General features: G+C 70.9%; 10 protein-coding genes. 3 read left to right on the top strand and 7 right to left on the bottom strand.

The features are described from left to right. Window positions 1-48 precede the first annotated feature (48 nt). The 4 genes from glgB to ACIGYR_RS18950 form a co-directional block, all read right to left on the bottom strand. The gene (gene glgB, locus ACIGYR_RS18965) at window positions 49-2,274 is read right to left on the bottom strand and encodes a 1,4-alpha-glucan branching enzyme (RefSeq protein WP_399598655.1); all 2,226 of its coding nucleotides are present in this window, start codon (window positions 2,272-2,274) and stop codon (window positions 49-51) included. Window positions 2,275-2,466: 192 nt separating this feature from the next. Next, a complete protein-coding gene (locus ACIGYR_RS18960) occupies window positions 2,467-3,852 on the bottom strand; it encodes a phosphotransferase (RefSeq protein ID WP_399598071.1) in 1,386 nt (461 codons plus the stop codon). A gap of 104 nt (window positions 3,853-3,956) precedes the next feature. Beyond that, entirely contained in the window at window positions 3,957-5,678 is a 1,722-nt protein-coding gene (gene treS / locus ACIGYR_RS18955; RefSeq protein ID WP_399598074.1) for a maltose alpha-D-glucosyltransferase, read from the bottom strand. Beyond that, the gene (locus ACIGYR_RS18950; protein WP_399598075.1) at window positions 5,675-7,864 is read right to left on the bottom strand and encodes an alpha-1,4-glucan--maltose-1-phosphate maltosyltransferase; all 2,190 of its coding nucleotides are present in this window, start codon (window positions 7,862-7,864) and stop codon (window positions 5,675-5,677) included. Before ACIGYR_RS18950 ends, treS begins: the two co-directional genes overlap by 4 nt. Window positions 7,865-8,199: 335 nt before the next feature. Here ACIGYR_RS18950 and ACIGYR_RS18945 point away from each other — a divergent pair, with 335 nt between their 5' ends. After that, window positions 8,200-10,818 (top strand): glycosyltransferase family 1 protein, encoded by a 2,619-nt coding sequence (locus ACIGYR_RS18945; RefSeq protein WP_399598078.1) that lies wholly within the window; start codon window positions 8,200-8,202, stop codon window positions 10,816-10,818. A gap of 121 nt (window positions 10,819-10,939) precedes the next feature. Here ACIGYR_RS18945 and ACIGYR_RS18940 read toward each other — a convergent pair whose 3' ends face one another. The 3 genes from ACIGYR_RS18940 to ACIGYR_RS18930 form a co-directional block, all read right to left on the bottom strand. Next, the gene (locus ACIGYR_RS18940) at window positions 10,940-11,461 is read right to left on the bottom strand and encodes a DUF1990 domain-containing protein (RefSeq protein WP_391846977.1); all 522 of its coding nucleotides are present in this window, start codon (window positions 11,459-11,461) and stop codon (window positions 10,940-10,942) included. A gap of 71 nt (window positions 11,462-11,532) precedes the next feature. Then, window positions 11,533-13,194 carry a M4 family metallopeptidase gene (locus ACIGYR_RS18935; protein ID WP_399598082.1) on the bottom strand — a complete coding sequence of 554 codons (1,662 nt, stop codon included), beginning with the start codon at window positions 13,192-13,194 and terminating at the stop codon, window positions 11,533-11,535. A 248-nt stretch (window positions 13,195-13,442) separates the two neighbouring features. Further along, entirely contained in the window at window positions 13,443-15,497 is a 2,055-nt protein-coding gene (locus ACIGYR_RS18930; protein WP_399598085.1) for a M4 family metallopeptidase, read from the bottom strand. A gap of 384 nt (window positions 15,498-15,881) precedes the next feature. Here ACIGYR_RS18930 and ACIGYR_RS18925 point away from each other — a divergent pair, with 384 nt between their 5' ends. Then, window positions 15,882-17,666 (top strand): ABC transporter ATP-binding protein, encoded by a 1,785-nt coding sequence (locus tag ACIGYR_RS18925; protein WP_399598088.1) that lies wholly within the window; start codon window positions 15,882-15,884, stop codon window positions 17,664-17,666. After that, complete coding sequence (locus ACIGYR_RS18920) at window positions 17,663-19,513, top strand: ABC transporter ATP-binding protein (protein WP_399598090.1); 1,851 nt, start codon at window positions 17,663-17,665, stop codon at window positions 19,511-19,513. The genes ACIGYR_RS18925 and ACIGYR_RS18920 overlap by 4 nt, the downstream gene beginning before the upstream one ends. Window positions 19,514-19,523: the final 10 nt, after the last annotated feature.

Raw genomic sequence — 19,523 nt, 5'->3', positions numbered from 1 at the left:
CGGCGGGCGGTGAAGGGGGCTTCGGGCCATGGCCCGAAGCCCCCTCGTTCAGGCCGGTCGCAGCCACACCGTCGCCAGGGGCGGCAGGGTCAGCCGGATGCTCGCCGGACGGCCGTGCGCCCCCTGCGGCTCCGGCTTGACCGGCTCGGAGTGGACCACGTCACCGCCGCCGTAACGGGCGGCGTCCGTGTTGAGGGCCTCCACCCAGGCGGGTACCTCCTCCGGTACCCCGATCCGGTAGTCGTGGCGGACCACCGGCGCCAGGTGGCAGACCGCGAGCAGCGGAGTGCCGTCGGCGTCCAGGCGCAGGAACGCGAAGACGTTGTCGTCCGCCGCGTCGCCGGTGATCCACTGGAAGCCCGCCGGGTCGGTGTCCCGCTGCCACAGGGACGGGGTGGCGCGGTACACCACGTTGAGGTCCCGTACGAGGTCCCGCACGCCCCGGTGGTCCGCCTCGGCGCCGTACGCCGGGTCCAGCAGCCACCAGTCGGGGCCGTGCGCCTCGGACCACTCGGCGCCCTGCGCGAACTCCTGGCCCATGAACAGGAGTTGCTTGCCGGGGTGGGCCCACATGAAGCCCAGGTAGGCGCGGTGGTTCGCGCGCTGCTGCCACCAGTCGCCGGGCATCTTCGACACCAGGGACCGCTTGCCGTGGACCACCTCGTCGTGGGAGATGGGCAGGACGTAGTTCTCGCTGTAGGCGTACACCATCGAGAAGGTCATCTCCCCGTGGTGGTACTTGCGGTGCACGGGCTCGTGGCTCATGTACTGGAGCGAGTCGTGCATCCAGCCCATGTTCCACTTCAGGCCGAAGCCGAGCCCGCCGAAGCCGCTCGGGCCCTTGTGGTGGGTGGGGCGGGTGACGCCGTCCCAGGCCGTCGACTCCTCGGCGATGGTCACCACCCCCGGGCAGCGCCGGTACACGGTGGCGTTCATCTCCTGGAGGAAGGCCACCGCGTCCAGGTTCTCCCGGCCGCCGTGCTCGTTCGGCGTCCACTGGCCCGGCTCGCGCGAGTAGTCCAGGTAGAGCATCGAGGCGACCGCGTCCACGCGCAGCCCGTCGATGTGGAACTCCTCGCACCAGTACACCGCGTTCGCCACCAGAAAGTTGCGCACCTCGCGCCGGCCGAAGTCGAACTCCAGCGTGCCCCAGTCGGGATGCGCGGCCCGCAGCGGGTCGTGGTGTTCGTACAGCGGGCGCCCGTCGAACTCCGCGAGCGCCCACGCGTCACGCGGGAAGTGCGCCGGCACCCAGTCCATCAGCACCCCGATGCCGGCCTGGTGCAGCCGGTCCACCAGGTACTTGAAGTCGTCGGGGGTGCCGAGGCGGGCCGTCGGGGCGTAGAAGCCGGTGACCTGGTAGCCCCACGAGCCGCCGAAGGGATGCTCGGCGACCGGCATCAACTCGACATGCGTGAAGCCCATCTCGCTCACGTACGCGGGGAGTTGCTCGGCCAGCTGGCGGTAGGTCAGGCCCGGTCGCCAGGAGGCGAGATGCACCTCGTAGACCGAGAAGGGGGACGCGTGGACCGCGGTGCCCTCGCGGCGGGCCAGCCAGTCCGCATCACCCCACTCGTGTTTCGAGACGTGCACGATCGAGGAGGTGGCGGGCGGGACCTCGGTACGGCGGGCCAGCGGGTCGGCGCGCAGGGTGCGCGAGCCGTCCGGGCGAGTGATCTCGAACTTGTACAGCTCACCCTCGCCGACCCCGGGCACGAACAGCTCCCAGACCCCGGTGGCGCCGAGCGAGCGCATGGGGAAGCCGGTGCCGTCCCAGAAGTTGAAACCGCCCGTGACCCGGACGCCGCGCGCGTTCGGCGCCCACACCGCGAACCGGGTACCGGCCACACCCTGGCGGGTGGTGACATGCGCGCCGAGCGCCTGCCACAGCTGCTCGTGCCGGCCCTCGCCGATCAGGTGCAGGTCCAGGTCGCCGAGGGTGGGCAGGAAACGATAGGCGTCCTCGGTCTCGTGGGCCGTGCCGTCGTACGTCACGAGCAGCCGGTAGGCGGGGATCTCGGTGAGCGGGAGCAGCCCGGAGAAGAAGCCGTCGCCGTCGTCGTGCAGTTCCGCCCGCAGGCCGCCGGAGACCACCGTGACCGCCTCGGCGCGTGGGCGGAAGGCGCGGAGGGCGACCCCGCCGGGCACCGGGTGCGCGCCCAGGACGGAGTGCGGATCGTGGTGGGTGCCGTGCAGCAGCCGTTCGCGGTCGGCGGCGTGGACGGCGGGGGAGACGGCGACCTCCAGCTCGGGCGGCGCCGGCTGCGGGGGCACCTGCGTGGCCCGCGTCTCCCGGCTGTCCCTCGCCTCCCTCGCGTCCCCGGTCTCCCTGGTCTCCCTGGTCTCCCTGGTCTCGCTGTTCTCCCTGGTCTCCCTGGTCTTCTTCTCGGTCTTGGTCTTGCCTGTCTTGTTCCTGGCGGCTGGCTTCTTGGACGTCACGAGCGAGTCTCCCGGGCGAGGATCGGGTCAGGTCGGGTCGGACGCGGCGAGGCGACGGATCGCCGACAGCGGTACGGGGAGCCAGTCGGGGCGGTGCCGGGCCTCGTAGACGACCTCGTAGACCGCCTTGTCGGTCTCGCAGGCTCGCAGCAGCACCGGGTCGGTGCGCGGGTCGCGGCCGGACGCCTCCGCGTACCCGGAGCAGTAGGCCGCCCGGCAGGCGTGGGCCCAGTTCGGGGCCGGGGGGTTCGCCGAGTGGGCCGCGTAATCGAAGGAGCGGAGCATGCCCGCGACGTCCCGCACCGGCGGCTGCGGCATGCGCCGCTCGGCCAGCGGCCGGGCCGGCTCGCCCTCGAAGTCGATCAGCGACCAGTCCCCGGACGGGGAGCGCAGGCACTGCCCCAGATGCAGATCACCGTGGACGCGCTGGGCGGTCCACGTGCGGCCCTCGGCGGCGAGGGAGGCCAGCGCCGTGTAGGCCGAGCGCAGTCCGTGCTCGTACGGCCGCAGCGCCGGCACCGCCTGCACGGCCGCCGCCAGCCGCTCGGTCATGCCGTCGACCAGCCGCTCCAGCTGGGTGCGGCCGAGGGTGACCGTCGGCAGGGCACGGGCCAGGGCGGTGTGCACCTCGGCGGTCGCCCGGCCGAGCGCACGGGCCTCGGCGACGAAGTCCTCGCCCTTGGCGAGCTCACGCAGCGCCAGCTCCCAGCCGTCGCTCGCCCCGCTGACGTAGGGCTGGAGCACGGCGAGCACATACGGCTCCCCGCCCGGCTCGGCGCGCAGCCAGCCCGTCGGCGCGGGCACCCGGGGACAGCTCTCCCGGGCCAGGGCGAGGGGTATCTCCAGATCGGGGTTGACGCCGGGCACGACCCGGCGCAACAGCTTAAGAATGAACGTATCTCCATAGACCACCGACGAGTTGGACTGTTCGGCGGTCATCAGCCGGGCCACGAGCCCCGCCCGGATCTCCTGCCGCGGATCCCGCTCGAAGGACAGCACTCCGACCCGGGCCCGGGTGCGCAGGGCCTCCAGGAGCACCTCGTTCGGCCGGGGGTCGTGCAGGGCCTCGTACACCGTGCGTCCGGCGAGCGGGCCCTGGGTCACATGGCCGATCAGCGCGGGCGCCAGCCGGGGCGGCAGCGCCTCGCGCACGCCTATGAGGAGCTGGTAGCAGTCGCCCGGGTGCGGCGGGGCGCCCGGCGCGGAAGGCTGGTGGACGCGCAGGAGCAGGTGGTACAGGCCCAGCCGGCCGTCGGCCGGGAGCAGTTCGGTGACGGCCACCGCGGTGAACCCGGTGACCGGACGGCCCTTGCCCGCGAACCAGCGCTGCCGGGGCAGCCAGGTGCGCAGCAAGGGGTCGAGCGAGGTGAGAGGAGAACCGGTGGTGCCGAAGGGGGTGACCGTTTCCGCCATGGGCGTCACGTCCTTTCCCCGGAGGTCGTCGGGGTGTTACTGATGCGTGCCCCGGGTGGGGCGGTGGAAACGCCGCACCGCCCCACCCGGCCGCACGGTGGCCGTCACTGCACGGCGTCCTGGCGCAGCCGGAACCAGTAGAAGCCGTGGCCCGCGAGGGTGAGCAGGTACGGCAGTTCGCCGATCGCCGGGAACCTGACCCCGCCGAACAGCTCGACGGGATGCCGTCCGCCGAACCGGCTCAGGTCCAGCTCCGTGGGCTGGGCGAAGCGGGAGAAGTTGTGGACGCACAGCACGAGGTCGTCCCCTCCCTCCTCCTGCATGGGGGCCTCGCGCAGGAAGGCGAGCACCGCCGGGTTCGACGACGGCAGCTCGGTGTAGGACCCCAGTCCGAAGGCGGGGTTCTGCTTCCGGATCTCGATCATGCGGCGGGTCCAGTGCAGCAGGCTGGACGGGGAGGACATGGAGGCTTCCACGTTGGTGACCTGGTAGCCGTAGACCGGGTCCATGATCGTGGGCAGGAACAGGCGTCCCGGGTCGCAGGACGAGAAACCGGCGTTGCGGTCGGGGGTCCACTGCATGGGGGTGCGTACGGCGTCGCGGTCGCCGAGCCAGATGTTGTCGCCCATGCCGATCTCGTCGCCGTAGTAGAGGATCGGCGAGCCGGGCAGGGACAGCAGCAGGGCGGTGAACAGCTCGATCTGGTTGCGGTCGTTGTCGAGCAGGGGGGCGAGGCGGCGGCGGATGCCGATGTTGGCGCGCATCCGCGGGTCTTTCGCGTATTCGGCCCACATGTAGTCGCGTTCCTCGTCGGTGACCATTTCGAGGGTCAGCTCGTCGTGGTTGCGCAGGAAGATGCCCCACTGGCAGCTGGTGGGGATCGCGGGGGTCTTGGCGAGGATCTCGGAGACCGGGTAGCGCGATTCCCGCCGTACGGCCATGAAGATGCGCGGCATGACCGGGAAGTGGAACGCCATGTGGCACTCGTCGCCACCGTCCCGGAAGTCACCGAAGTAGTCGACGACGTCCTCGGGCCACTGGTTCGCCTCGGCGAGGAGCACCTTGTCGGGGTACTGGGCGTCGATCTCCCTGCGCACCCGCCGCAGGAACTCGTGGGTCGCCGGCAGGTTCTCGCAGTTGGTGCCCTCCTGCTGGTAGAGGTACGGCACCGCGTCCAGCCGGAACCCGTCGATGCCGAGATCGAGCCAGAATTTCAGCGCGGAGATCATCTCCTCCTGCACGGCCGGGTTCTCGTAGTTCAGGTCCGGCTGGTGCGAGAAGAAGCGATGCCAGTAGTACTGCTTGCGTACCGGGTCGTACGTCCAGTTGGAGACCTCGGTGTCGACGAAGATGATCCGGGCGTCCTGGTACTGCTTGTCGTCGTCGGCCCAGACGTAGTAGTCCCCGTACGGACCGTCCGGATCCCGCCTCGACTCCTGGAACCACGGGTGCTGGTCGCTGGTGTGGTTCATGACGAAGTCGATGATCACGCGCATGCCGCGCTGGTGGGCGGCGTCCACGAACTCCACGAAGTCGGCGAGGTCCCCGAACTCCGGAAGGACGGCGGTGTAGTCGGACACGTCGTATCCGCCGTCGCGCAACGGGGACTTGAAGAACGGTGGCAGCCACAGGCAGTCCACGCCGAGCCACTGGAGATAGTCGAGCTTGGCGGTCAGGCCCTTCAGGTCGCCGACGCCGTCGCCGTTGCTGTCCTGGAAGGAGCGGACCAGCACCTCGTAGAAGACGGCACGCTTGAACCAGTCGGGATCGCGGTCCTTGGCGGGTGTGTCCTCGAAGGTGTCCGGAACGGGCTCATTGACGATCATATTGTGGGTGACCCTCCGGTCTGCGGGGAGGACGGTCGCAGGACGGTGCTGTGTTCACCCGGGGGACGCGGTGTCCCGTTGCCGCTGTGCGGCGGACCGGACTCCCGGCCGACGGTGAGCACATGTGCGCCACCGGGCCCAAGTCGCACATAGTTGGCCCTGCCCCAGTAGTAGGTCTCGCCGGTGAGCTCGTCGCGCACCGGCACGGACTCGTGCCATTCCAGGCCGAGTTGCGGCATGTCCAACGAGACCGTGGCCTCCTGGGTGTCGTGGGGGTCGAGGTTGGCGACCACCAGAACCGTGTTCGATCCGCTCCGCTTCGAGTAGGCGATCACCGCGTCCTTGTCGACGTGATGGAAGTGCAGATTCCGTAGCTGCTGCAGGGCCGGGCTGTGCCTGCGGATGGTGTTGAGCCGGGTGATGAGGGGGGCGATGGTGCGGCCCTCGCGTTCGGCGGTTTCCCAGTCGCGGGGTTTGAGCTGGTACTTCTCCGAGTCCAGGTACTCCTCGCCGCCCTGCCGCAGCGGGGTGTTCTCGCACAGTTCGTAGCCGGAGTAGATGCCCCAGGCGGGGGAGAGGGTGGCGGCCAGGACGGCACGGACCTCGAAGGCGGGGCGTCCGCCGTGCTGGAGGTAGCCGTGCAGGATGTCGGGGGTGTTGGCGAAGAAGTTCGGCCGTATGTAGGCCGCCGCCTCACCCGACAGTTCGGTGAGGTACTCGGTCAGTTCCTGCTTGCTGTTGCGCCAGGTGAAGTACGTGTACGACTGCTGGAAGCCGATCTGGGCGAGGGTGTGCATCATCGCGGGCCGGGTGAACGCCTCCGCCAGGAAGATCACGTCGGGGTCCCGGCGGTTGACCTCGGCGATGACCCGCTCCCAGAACACCACGGGCTTGGTGTGGGGGTTGTCGACCCGGAAGATCCGCACCCCGTGCCCCATCCAGTGCCGCAGGACGCGGACGGTCTCGGTGACCAGGCCGTCCATGTCGGCGTCGAAGGCGATGGGGTAGATGTCCTGGTACTTCTTGGGCGGGTTCTCCGCGTGGGCGATGGAGCCGTCGGGGCGGTGGTGGAACCACTCGGGGTGCTTGTGCACCCAGGGGTGGTCCGGTGAGCACTGCAACGCGAAGTCCAGGGCGACTTCCAGGCCCAGTTCGCGTGCCTGAGCGACGAAGTGGTCGAAGTCCTCGATGGTGCCGAGGCCGGGGTGGACGGCGTCGTGGCCGCCCTCGGGCGAGCCGATCGCCCAGGGCACGCCGACGTCGTCCGGGCCGGCGGTGAGGGTGTTGTTGCGGCCCTTGCGGAACGTCGTGCCGATCGGGTGGACGGGGGGCAGGTAGACGACGTCGAAGCCCATGTCCGCGATCGGCTTCAGCCGGCGGGCGGCGGTACGGAACGTGCCGTGCGGCTGCGCGGCGGTGCCCTCCGAGCGCGGGAAGAACTCGTACCAGGAGCCGTACAGGGCGCGTTCACGCTCCACCAGCAGCGGCATCGCGTCCGAGGCGGTCACCAGCTCCCGCAGCGGGTAGCGGGCCAACACCTCCTCCACCTCCGGCGACAACGCCGCGGCGAGACGCCAGGCGGCGGGCCGCCTCTCGTCCCGCAGGGCGGCCGCCGTGTCCAGGACGAGCTGCCGCTGTGCCTCCGGGACTCCGGCGGCGGCGCGCTCGTACAGCTGTGCGCCCTCCGCCAGGACCAGATCGCTGTCGATACCGGCCGGGATCTTGATCCGGGCATGGTGCCGCCAGGTGGTGAGCGGGTCCGACCATGCCTCCACCGTGTAGGTCCAGTGGCCGGGTTCCCCCGCGGTGACGGTGGCGCCCCAGCGGTCGGTGCCCGGGGCGAGTTCCCGCATCGGTGTCCAGGGGCCGGCCCGGCCCTCCGGGTCCCGCAGCACCACGTTCGCCGCGACGGCGTCGTGGCCCTCCCGGAACACGGTGGCCGACACCTCGAAGGACTCCCCGGGCACGGCCTTGGCGGGCCTGCGGCCGTGCTGGACCACGGGGCGTATGTCGAGGACGGGGATACGGCCCAGCGTGCCGGCCGCGTCCGGGGAGGACCGCTCCCCGGTGACGGGCGGACCGGCGGCGCCGGCCGGCGTCACACCTTTCCTGCCCGTCGTCTTCGTTCCTGCTGCCTTGCTCCTGCTGCTTGTCGGGGGTGCTGACGAGTGGTGCGTGGCGGGCATGACCGCTCCTGTCCGCTTCAACGTGGGTGTGGGCGGATGGATATGGGGAGGTGGGTCCTGCGGAAGTGCTGTGGTGCTCCTGTGGGGTGCGTACCGGAGGAGCCTTCCCACCCGGTTCGGGTGGGCAATCCGGCACTTTGTTAACTACTCACGCGTATGTCTACGCACAAGACCGGTCCCTTTTTCCAGGTGCCCGGTGTCCGGGTGTTGACGCCTGCCCCCGACACCCCCGGCGGGTACGTCCCCACCGACCCCCGGGTAACCACTACCGTCGAAGGCGACGACGAGACGTACAGCTCGGTGCGTCTCACCGCAACGCGTCCCGAGGTAGGAATGTGAAGGCGATCCGCCGGTTCACCGTCCGTCCCGTTCTCCCCGACCCCCTCCGGCCGCTGAGTGACCTGGCGCGCAATCTGCGCTGGTCCTGGCATGCGGAAACACGTGATCTGTTCCAGTGCGTCGACGCCGAGGCATGGGCCGCGGCCGGCGGTGACCCGGTACGGCTGCTGGGCAGCGTGCGGCCGGCCCGGCTGGCCGAGCTGGCCGGTGACCGGCGGTTCCTGCGCCGCCTCACCGCTGCCGCCGACGACCTCGACGACTATCTGACCGGCGACCGCTGGTACCAGGCCCAGTCGGAGGGCCTGCCCGCCGCCGTCGCCTACTTCTCCCCGGAGTTCGGCATCACGGCCGCGCTCCCGCAGTACTCCGGCGGCCTCGGCATCCTCGCCGGTGACCATCTGAAGGCGGCCAGCGACCTCGGGGTCCCGCTGATCGGGGTCGGACTGCTGTACCGGCACGGGTACTTCCGGCAGACCCTCTCCCGGGACGGCTGGCAGCAGGAGCACTACCCGGTGCTCGACCCCCACGAACTGCCGCTCAGCCGGCTGAAGGAGCCCGACGGCACCCCGGCGCAGGTCTCCCTGGCCCTGCCGGGCGGCAAGGCGCTGCGCGCCCGGATCTGGCTGGCGCAGGTGGGCCGGGTGCCACTGCTGCTGCTCGACTCCGACGTGGAGGAGAACGACCTCGGCGAACGCGGGGTGACCGACCGGCTCTACGGCGGCGGCAGCGAGCACCGGCTGCTCCAGGAGATGCTGCTCGGCATAGGAGGTGTGCGGGCCGTACGGACGTACTGCCGGCTCACCGGGCACCCGGTGCCCGAGGTGTTCCACACCAACGAGGGGCACGCGGGATTCCTCGGCCTGGAGCGCATCGCGGAACTGTCCGCCGGCGGACTGGACTTCGACTCGGCGCTGGAGGCCGTGCGGGGCGGGACGGTGTTCACCACGCACACCCCGGTCCCGGCCGGCATCGACCGCTTCGACCGGGAGCTGGTCGGCCGGCACTTCGGCCCGGACGCCGAACTGCCGGGCATCGACGTGCAGCGGATCCTGGCGCTGGGCATGGAGACCTATCCGGGCGGCGAGCCGAACCTGTTCAACATGGCCGTGATGGGACTCCGGCTGGCCCAGCGGGCCAACGGGGTGTCCCTGCTGCACGGGCAGGTCAGCCGCGGCATGTTCGCCGGGCTGTGGCCGGGATTCGACGCCGAGGAGGTGCCGATCACCTCCGTGACCAACGGGGTGCACGCGCCGACCTGGGTGGCACCGGAGGTGCTGCGGCTGGGTGCCCGGCAGATCGGTGCCCAGCGCGCCGAGGACGCGCTGTCCGTCGGTGGTTCCGAGCGCTGGGACTCGGTCGCGGACATCCCGGACCAGGAGGTCTGGGAGCTGCGCCGTACCCTGCGCGAGCAACTGGTGCTGGAGGTACGGGAGCGGCTGCGGACGTCCTGGCGGCAACGTGGCGCCGGGAACGCCGAGTTGGGCTGGATCGACGGGGTCCTGGATCCGGACGTGCTGACGATCGGGTTCGCACGCCGGGTGCCGTCGTACAAGCGGCTGACGCTGATGCTGCGGGACCGCGACCGGCTGATGGAGCTGCTGCTGCATCCGGAGCGGCCGGTGCAGATCGTGGTCGCGGGGAAGGCTCATCCGGCGGACGACGGGGGCAAACGGCTGGTGCAGGAGCTGGTCCGGTTCACGGACGATCCCCGCGTCCGGCACCGGATCGTCTTCCTGCCCGACTACGGCATGGCGATGGCGCAGAAGCTCTACCCGGGCTGTGACGTCTGGCTGAACAACCCGCTGCGGCCCCTGGAGGCGTGCGGCACGAGCGGGATGAAGGCGGCCCTCAACGGCTGCCTCAACCTCTCCGTGCTGGACGGCTGGTGGGACGAGTGGTTCCAGCCGGACTTCGGCTGGGCCGTCCCCACGGCCGACGGTGCCGGGACCGACCCCGACCGCCGGGACGACATCGAGGCGGCGGCCCTGTACGACCTCCTCGAACAGCGGATCGCGCCGCGGTTCTACGAGCGCGGGCGGGCCGGGCTGCCCGACCGCTGGATCGAGATGGTCCGCCAGACCCTCTCCCTGCTCGGCCCGAAGGTGCTGGCCGGCCGCATGGTCCGCGAGTACGTCGAGCGGCTCTACGCCCCCGCCGCCCAGGCGCACCGCGCGCTGAGCCCGGACACCGCGCGGGACCTGGCCGAGTGGAAAGCCCGGGTGCGGGGCGCCTGGGCGGGAGTGAGCGTCGACCACGTGGAGACGACCGCGGCGACGGCCACGGCGGAGCTGGGCACCACCGTGGGCCTGCGGGTCCGGGTGGGTCTGGGCGAGCTGAGCCCGGACGACGTCGAGGTGCAGGCGGTGTCCGGCCGGGTGGACGCGGAGGACCGCATCACCGACGCCACGATCGTCCCGCTGAAGCCGGCCGGCGCGCCCGATCTGGAGGGCCGCCTGGTGTACGAGGGCCCTCTCTCCCTGGACCGCACCGGCCCCTACGGCTACACGGTCCGCATCCTGCCCACCCACCGCCTCCTCGCCTCCGCCGCCGAACTGGGCGTGGTGGCGGTGCCGTCCCAGGAAGTGGTGGAGGGGGCGGGGATGGTGCTCCGCTGACACCCGGCGCGCGGGGTCCCCGTGGCCGGGGGCCCCGCACCGCCTCGGGTGCGATCAGCCGCAGGCTCGAGCAGGACGGCGGAGGCGGTTGCCGGCAGGGGCGCGAGCAGGTCGCGCCGCGTCATGCCTCCGTCACCTCCGCGCACAGCTTTCGCAGCACCGTTCCGCAGCGGCGGGCGTAGGCGTGCTGGAGGCCCCGGGTCGCCGGGCCGCCCGCGCGGGCGTACCACTTGGCCGCCCTGCTGAACGCGGTGACCGTCAGCCAGACCGTGCCGTCTCCGGTGCGGTCGACCACGAAGGACTCCTCACCGCACTCGGGGTGGCCTTCGAGGGTGCCGTAGGCCCAGCCGGCGCGGCGGGGCTCCTCGGCCGTCCAGATGATGCGGCAGGGGGCCTTGACGACGCCGGCCAGGGTGACCGTGACGTCGACGCCGGGGGCCGCGCGGTCGGCCGTGGCGTCGATGCCGACGCCCAGCGCGCGGTGCATCTCCCAGCTCAGGACCGCCTCGGCGGCGCGCTGGAACACCTCCCGGCCCTCGCCGAGGCGGGTGCGCACGAGCATGGGGTGGAAGCCGGGCGGGCAGAAAGTCGGGTCGTCGCGGGTCGCGCCGACCGGCTCGTAGGTGAAGGGCGCCGAGGACATGGGTCACAAGCGTAGGGCGGCACCCGGAACGTCTGTCTCCCGGGTGCCGCCCGTTGCCGAACTTGCTGTGACTAGTTGACGTTGACCGCCGTCCAGGCCGCCGCGACCGTCTTGTACTCGGTGCTGGTGGAGCCGTACAGCGCGGACGCCGCGTTCAGGGTCGCCGTGCGGGCGGCCTTGTAGTTCGTCGTCGACGTCATGTACGTCGTCAGCGCCTTGTACCAGATCTGCAGCGCCTTGGCGCGGCCGATGCCGGTGACGGTGGAGCCGTTGTACGTCGGGGAGTTGTAGGACACCCCGTTGATGGTCTTCGCGCCGCTGCCCTCGGACAGCAGGTAGAAGAAGTGGTTGGCGACGCCGGACGAGTAGTGCACGTCCTTGTTGCCGACGGTGGACGACCAGTTGTCGGCGGAGCCGCCGTCCTTGCTGGGCTTGTCCATGTAGCGCAGCGGGGTGCCGTCGCCGTTGATGTCGATCTCCTCGCCGATGAGGTAGTCACCGACGTCGTTGGAGTTGGCGGCGTAGAACTCCACACCCGTGCCGAAGATGTCCGAGGTGGCCTCGTTCAGGCCGCCGGACTCGCCGGAGTAGTTGAGGCCGGCGGTGTTGGAGGTGACACCGTGGCTCATCTCGTGGCCGGCGACGTCGAGCGAGGTGAGGGGGCTGACGTTGCCCTCACCGTCGCCGTACGTCATGCAGAAGCAGCTGTCGTCCCAGAACGCGTTCACGTACGAGTTGCCGTAGTGGACGCGGGAGTAGGCGCCGACGCCGTTGTTCTTGATGCCGCTGCGGCCGAAGGTGCTCTTGTAGAAGTCCCACGTCTCCTGTGCGCCGTAGGCGGCGTCGACGGCCGCGGTCTGGTCGGTGCTGGAGCTCGATGCCGAACCGGTGCCCCACACGTTGTCGGCGTCCGTGAACAGCGTGCCGGTGCCGGACGTCTTGTGGGCCAGGTTGTAGGTCTTGTGACCGCCCCGGGTGGTGTCGTACAGCTGGTACGTCGACCCCGACAGGGTGGTGTTGAGACTGACTGTGCCGGAGTACAGGCTCTTGCCGGTGCCGGTCGCGTTCTCGATGCCCTGGTACTCGAAGAGCTTCTTCCCGGTGGCGGCGTCGGTGATGACGTGCAGCTGGTTCGGGGTGCCGTCGTCCTGGAGGCCGCCGACGACCGTCTCGTAGGCGAGGACGGGCTTGCCGGAGCCGGCCCAGATCACCTTGCGGGCGCCGTCCGCGGTGGTCTTGGCGGAGCCGAGGGTCTTGGCGGCGGACACCGCCTGCTTCTCGGCCGCGGCGGCGGAGAGCTGCGGCTTGAGCGAGGCCACCTTGATGGCCGACTTGGCCGCTCTGGTCACGCCCTCGGTCCTGCCGGACTTGGCGGTGTGGACGATCAGGTCGCCGCCGAGGACGGGGAGGCCGCCGTAGGTGCGCTCGTAGCGGGTGTGGACCGTGCCGTCGACGTCCTTGACGACGTCCTTGACGACCAGCTTCTCCTTGGCGCCGAGACCTATCTGGCGGGCCGTCTCGGCGGCGCCGGCCTGGGCCTGCTGGATCAGGGTGGTGCGGGCAGCGGCGGACAGCGTGGTCGGGGCGGCGGCCAAGGGCTTGGCGGCGGCGGCTCCGGCCGGGGTCTGGGCACTGGCGGTGGTGGTCAGACCAGTGGACAGGAGGGCTCCGGCGGCGACAGCGGTGGCGATGGCCAGAGTGGTGCGCTTGTGACGCGCGTAGAGGGGGCTCACGCAAGCTCCTTCTCGTGGGGAGTCCGGCCGGAGTGGGGCTGCCGACCGGAGGTGTGGGGTGGTGAAGTGCTGTGCTGCTGCGGCGGGTGGAGAGAGAGTGACATCAAGGGCGCGTACATGTCAGGACCCTGAAGTGATGTTGGCGGAAAATCGACTGTCCGATAAACGTTTCCGAAAGATGAACGGGCGCCGCCCGAGGGTGCTGCACCCTCGGGCGACGCCGTGATCCCGGGCCCGCGGCATGCGGTTTACGGGAAGGTAACCTTCCAGCTGTTGATCGTTCCCGTGTCGTATGTGGCCTGATCCTGCACCTGCAACTTCCAGGTGCCGTTGGCCGATTCCGCCGAGGCGTTGACCGTGTAGGTCTCGTTCACGTTGTCCGCCGAGTCGGAACCGCTGAAGTTCTTCAGGCGGTACGCGGTGCCCGACGGGCCGACGAGGTCGATCACCAGGTCACCGCGCCAGGTGTGCGTGATGTCGACGGCCACCTGGAGGTTGCTCGGCGCGTTCCCGGTCCTGCCGGAGACGGTGATGTTCGAGGTGACGGCCGAGCCGTGGTCCGGGATGGCCACCGGCGTGGTGTTCTCGTACGACGTTCCGCCGCCGCCCCCACCGCCGGAGCGTGAGCCGACCGCGACACCCGCCCAGGCGTCCTGCACCGCCTTGTACTCGGCGCTGGAGGTGCCGTACAGCTCGCCGGCCGCCGCGAGGGTGCCGGTGCGGGCGCCCGCGTAGTTGGTGGTGGAGGTCCACTTCGTGGTCAGCGCCCGGTACCAGATCTGCAGCGCCTTGTCCCGGCCGATGCCGGTGACCGGAAGGCCGTCGGCGGTGGGCGAGTTGTAGCTGACGCCGTTGATGACCTTGGTGCCGCTGCCCTCGCTGAGCAGGTAGAAGAAGTGGTTCGCGGGGCCCGACGAGTAGTGCACGTCGACGCCGCCGATGCCCGAGTACCAGCTGTCCTTGGACGCGCCGTCCTTGCTGGGCTTGTCCATGTAGCGCAGCGGGGTGCCGTCGCCGTTGATGTCGATCTTCTCGCCGATGAGGTAGTCGCCGACGTCGGAGGCGTTGTTGGCGTAGAACTCCACGCCGGTGCCGAAGATGTCGGAGGTGGCCTCGTTCAGGCCGCCGGACTCGCCGCTGTAGTTGAGGCCGGCGGTGTTGGAGGTGACGCCGTGGCTCATCTCGTGGCCCGCGACGTCGATCCCGGTCAGCGGCTTGGCGTTGCCGGAGCCGTCGCCGTAGGTCATGCAGAAGCAGCTGTCGTCCCAGAACGCGTTCACGTACGAGTTGCCGTAGTGGACGCGGCTGTAGGCGCCGACGCCGTTGTTCTTGATGCCGCTGCGGCCGAAGGTGTTCTTGTAGAAGTCCCAGGTGACCGCGGCGCCGTAGTGGGCGTCCGCGCCCGCGGTGGCGGCGTTGGAGTTGGTCCCGTTGCCCCAGGTGTCGTTCGTCTGCGAGAACAGGGTGCCGGTGCCCGAGGAGCCGTGGTTCAGGTTGTACGTCTTGTGGTTGCCGCGCGCCCCGTCGTTGAGCGTGTACGTCGAGCCCGACTGGGTCGTGGTCAGCGTGACCTGCCCGCTGTACTGGGTGTTGCCGATACCGTTCTTGACGCCCTGGTACTCGAAGAGCTTCTTTCCGGTGGCGGCGTCGGTGATGACGTGCAGCTGGTTCGGGGTGCCGTCGTCCTGAAGGCCGCCGACGACCGTCTCGTAGGCGAGGACGGGCTTGCCGGAGCCGGCCCAGATCACCTTGCGGACGCTGTCCGCGGCCGACTTGGTCCCGCCGAGGGCCTTCGCCCGCTGTACGGCCTGCTTCTCCGCCGTGGCCCTCGCCACCGCCGGGGTGAGGCCGGCGACCTTCAACGTGGCGCTCGTGGCCCTGATCACGTCCATGGTCTTGCCCGACTTGGCGGTGGTGACGACCAGGTCGCCGCCGAGCACCGGCAGGCCCGCGTACGTCCGCTCGTACCGGGTGTGCAGCGTGCCGTCGGCGTCCTCGACGACGTCCCTGACGACCAGCTTCTCCTGGTCGCCCAGGCCGATCTGCCGGGCGGTGGCACCCGTGCCGGCGTCGGCGTGGCGGATCAGCTCGGCGCGCTGCGAGGGGGTGAGCTTCACCGCCGCGTGGGCCGGGTTGACCTTGCCGGCCCGCGGCTGCGCCGGAGCGGCGTTGGCCGCGCCGGACTGGACGGCGGCGGCGATCAGGGCGGCGACGCCGGCGAGGGCGACGGTGGCGGTGCGGCGGTGCGCCGTGCGGCGCGATGCTGTGTGGGAGGTGCGTCCGCGAGAGGAAATGCTTCTCAACACTGACTCCTTCTGCGGGACCGCGGGTCGCGCGGCCAGGGGAGCCGGACGGTGGGTTGGGGCGTCCGGGCAGAACAGGGCGTTACGCGGAACCAGGTGCAGGTGCGGGTGCAGGTGCTGAGCCGGCTCACACAGATGTGCAGGAGCTGTGGGGTTGCTGTGAGTCGGCCAGGGAAGAGTGGCAGGAGATCTCACTGTCTGTCAGGACCGCGTCACAAATTTGGCCGGAAACGGTTCGTTGACCGGTTGTTCATGTCCGGTATGCGGACTGCTGGGAGGGGGTGGGAGGGGCGCCGCGGACACCGGTCGTAGGACCGACGACCGAGCACGGTCCGGCCAAAACTCGCTGGGCGATGTCAGTGGCGGTCCGTACGCTCGCGACTGATGCCGACGACACGTGCAACCTCCGACCGCTCCGCCGTACGCAGCCTGCTCCGGCTGTGGCCGTACGTCCGCCCCGTGCGCGCGCGGCTGTTCACGGCCGCGTTCGTCGCGGTCGTCGCCTCCTGTACCGGACTGGTGATCCCACTCGTCCTGAAGTGGATGGTCGACGGGCCGGTCGCCGACCGCGACCCGGCGGGCGTGCGGCTCGGCGCGCTGTACCTGCTGCTGCTCGGCATCGCCGAGGCGGTCCTGTTCGGCATACGGCGCTGGCTGGTGGCCCGGCCGCTGTCGCACGTCGAGGCGGAGATGCGGGCCGACCTCTACCGCCGTCTGCAACGCCTGCCCGTGGCCTTCCACGACCGCTGGGCGTCGGGCCAGCTGCTCTCGCGCGGCACCACCGACCTGATGCTGCTCCGCCTGTTCCTGGCCTTTCCGCTGACGTTCCTGCTGGTCAATGGTGTGACGATCGTCGTCGGCCTGGTGATCATGCTGATGCAGGACTGGGTGCTGGGACTGGTCGTCCTCGGCCCCGCCGTCCCCGTCCTGTGGACCTGTGTGGTCTTCGAGCGGCGGTACGCACAGGTGACGCGGCGCGCCCAGGACCAGATCGGGGACCTCACGACGCTGGTCGAGGAGAGCGTGCTCGGCATCCGTGTCATCAAGGGTTTCGGCCGCCACCGCAGCCAGGCGCGCGCCTTCCGTGAGCTCTCGGGCCGGCTCCGGGGCACGGAACTGCGCAAGGCGCGGCTGCTGGCCACCATCTGGGGCGTCATCGTGACGCTGCCCGAGGTGGCGATCGGGGCGGCGCTCGTCCTGGGCGCGGTGCGGGTGGCCGACAACGAACTGTCGGCCGGGACGCTGGTGGCCTTCCTGAGCACGGCACTGGCCCTGCGCTGGCCGGTGGACTCCATCGGGTTCCTGCTGGCGATGAGCCAGGAGGCGGCCACGGCGACCGAGCGGTACTTCGAGGTCGCGGACGAGGTGCCGGAGGACACCGGTGCCGCCACCGCCCGTACCGCCGGGGCGGCACGGGCCGGCGAGGCCGGGCTGCGCTTCCAGAACGTCTCCTTCCGCTACCCCGACGCTCCCCCCGGCTCCCCGCCCCTGCTCACCCAGGTCGACCTGCACATCCGTCCCGGTGAATCCATGGCCCTCGTCGGGGCCACCGGCAGTGGCAAGACCACCCTCACCGCCCTCGTCCCCCGCCTGCACGAGGTCACTTCCGGCCGGATCACGCTCAACGGCGTGGACATCACGACGATGTCCCGCGAGGACCTGCGCAGCAGGGTCGCCGTCGCCTTCGAGGAACCCACCCTCTTCTCGGCGAGCGTCGGCGGGAACGTGCTCATGGGCGCCCCGGACGGCGCCGGGAAACCGGAGCTCGACCGGGCCCTCGCCATCGCCCAGGCCGACTTCGCGCACACGCTCCCGCAGGGCACCGCAACCCGCGTCGGGGAACAGGGCCTCAGCCTCTCCGGCGGCCAGCGCCAGCGGCTCGCGCTGGCCCGCGCGGTGGTCGGCCGGCCCGAGTTCCTCGTGCTGGACGACCCGCTGTCCGCCCTGGACGTGCACACGGAGGCCGCCGTGGAGGCCGCGCTGCGCCAGGTCCTCGCCGACACCACCGCGCTGATCGTGGCCCACCGCCCGTCCACGGTGCTGCTCGCCGACCGGGTCGCCCTGCTCTCGGGCGGCCGGATCACCGCCGTCGGCACCCACCAGGAACTGCTGCGCCAGAACGCCGAGTACGCCCACCTGATGTCCGGGCAACAGGAGGACTCCCGTTGACCGCCACGACCACCTCCACCCCCGCCGCCGACGAACCCGCCCGCCCCCAGGACGCGGGCGACCCCTTCGACCGGGACGTCCTGCCCACCCCTCCCGGCGCCACCGCCGCCCTGCTGCGCTCGCTCCTCGCGCCCATGAAGGGCCGGGCCGCGCTCACCACGCTCCTGCTGCTGCTCCAGCAGGCGGTGATGCAGGCGGGCCCGCTGCTCGTGGCGTACGCCATCGACACCGCCGTACCGGCCTTCCGGGACGACCGGCACGGTCCGCTGGTCGCGGTCGCCGCCGGCTATCTGCTGTGCGCCCTGGCCTCGGGTGTGCTGCAGTTCGCGTTCATCGAGACCTCCGCACGGGTCAGCCAGGACGTGCTGCTGGACCTCAGGGGCCGGATCTTCGGGCACGCGCAGGCGCTGAGCATCGACTTCCACGAGCGGTACACCTCGGGCCGGCTCATCTCCCGGTCCACCACGGACGTCGAGTCGCTGCGCGAACTCCTCGAGGAGGGGCTCCAGGAGCTGGTGACCGTCGTCCTGTCCTTCGTCTACATCTCGGCGCTGCTGCTCTGGCTGGACCTCGGCCTCGGCGCGGTCGCGGTGGCCTCCTTCGTGCCGCTGTACCTGCTCGTCCGGCTCTACCAGCGGCGCGCGGGGCGGGTGTTCCGGGCCCGGTCCACGGCGATCGCCGAGGTGATCGTGAAGTTCGTGGAGACGATGAACGGCATCCGGCCGGTGCGGGCCTTCCGCCGGGAGGCCGCGAACGACGCCGAGTTCGCCGTGCTGAACGAACGGCACGAGCGCACGAACGGGGACGCGCTGCTGGAGATGGCCCGCTATGTGGTCGGCTCACGGCTGGTGGCCAACACGGCGGTCGCGGGGATCGTGCTCTGGGGCGCCTCCCGGGTGGCGTCCGGCTCGCTGGAGCTGGGCGTGCTGGCCGCGGCGGTGCTGTATCTGCGCCGGCTGTACGACCCGATCGACCGGCTCGGCATGTTCCTGAACTCCTACCAGTCGGCCGCCGCCTCGCTGGAGAAGATCGCCGGACTGCTGGACCGGGCACCGTCCGTGCCGGAACCGGTCCGGCCGCGTGAACTTCCCCCGCGAAAGAGCCGGTTGCCGGGCCGCGAGGTCGTCTTCGACGGGGTCCGGTTCGGCTACCGCACCGGCGGCGAGGTGCTGCCCCGCTTCGACCTCACTCTGCCCGCCGGGCAGACGGTCGCGGTCGTCGGCTCCACCGGCGCCGGGAAGTCGACACTGGCCAAGCTGCTCGCCCGCTTCTACGACCCGACCGCCGGGCGCGTGCTGCTGGACGGTGTGGACCTGCGCGAGCTGGCGATGCCCGAACTGCGGCGCGGGGTGGTCATGGTGACGCAGGAGGCGTTCCTGTTCTCCGGCACGGTCGCCGACAACATCGCCATCGGCCGGCCCGACGCCACCCGGGAGGAGATCGAACGGGCCGCGAAGGCGATCGGCGCGCACGAGTTCATCAGCGCGCTGCCCGACGGATACGACACCGACGTCCGCAAGCGCGGGGGGCGCATCTCGGCCGGGCAGCGCCAACTGGTCGCCTTCGCCCGGGCGCTGCTCGCCGACCCGGCGGTACTGATCCTGGACGAGGCGACCAGTTCGCTGGACATCCCGGGGGAGCGGGCGGTGCAGCGGGCGATGTCCACGGTGCTGCGCGGCCGCACCGCCGTGGTGATCGCGCACCGGCTGTCCACCGTGGAGATCGCGGACCGGGTGCTGGTGATGGAGCACGGCCGCATCGTCGAGGACGGCCACCCGGCCGAACTCATCGCGGGCACGGGCCGCTTCGCCGACCTGCACCGCGCATGGCGGGACAGCCTGGCCTGATCGCTCGCCG

The sequence above is a fragment of the Streptomyces sp. NPDC053076 genome (assembly GCF_044546845.1).
Lineage (GTDB): Bacteria > Actinomycetota > Actinomycetes > Streptomycetales > Streptomycetaceae > Streptomyces.
Note: the sequence above shows the minus strand (reverse complement) of the source record. Positions and strands in the feature narration are given on the sequence as shown.

Bases quoted from the DNA above. Each gene is read 5' to 3' on its own strand.
- ACIGYR_RS18960 (WP_399598071.1), bottom strand. From the start codon at position 3,852: ATGGCGGAAACGGTCACCCCCTTCGGCACCACCGGTTCTCCTCTCACC.
- treS (WP_399598074.1), bottom strand. From the start codon at position 5,678: ATGATCGTCAATGAGCCCGTTCCGGACACCTTCGAGGACACACCCGCC.
- ACIGYR_RS18950 (WP_399598075.1), bottom strand. From the start codon at position 7,864: ATGCCCGCCACGCACCACTCGTCAGCACCCCCGACAAGCAGCAGGAGC.
- ACIGYR_RS18940 (WP_391846977.1), bottom strand. From the start codon at position 11,461: ATGTCCTCGGCGCCCTTCACCTACGAGCCGGTCGGCGCGACCCGCGAC.
- ACIGYR_RS18925 (WP_399598088.1), top strand. From the start codon at position 15,882: ATGCCGACGACACGTGCAACCTCCGACCGCTCCGCCGTACGCAGCCTG.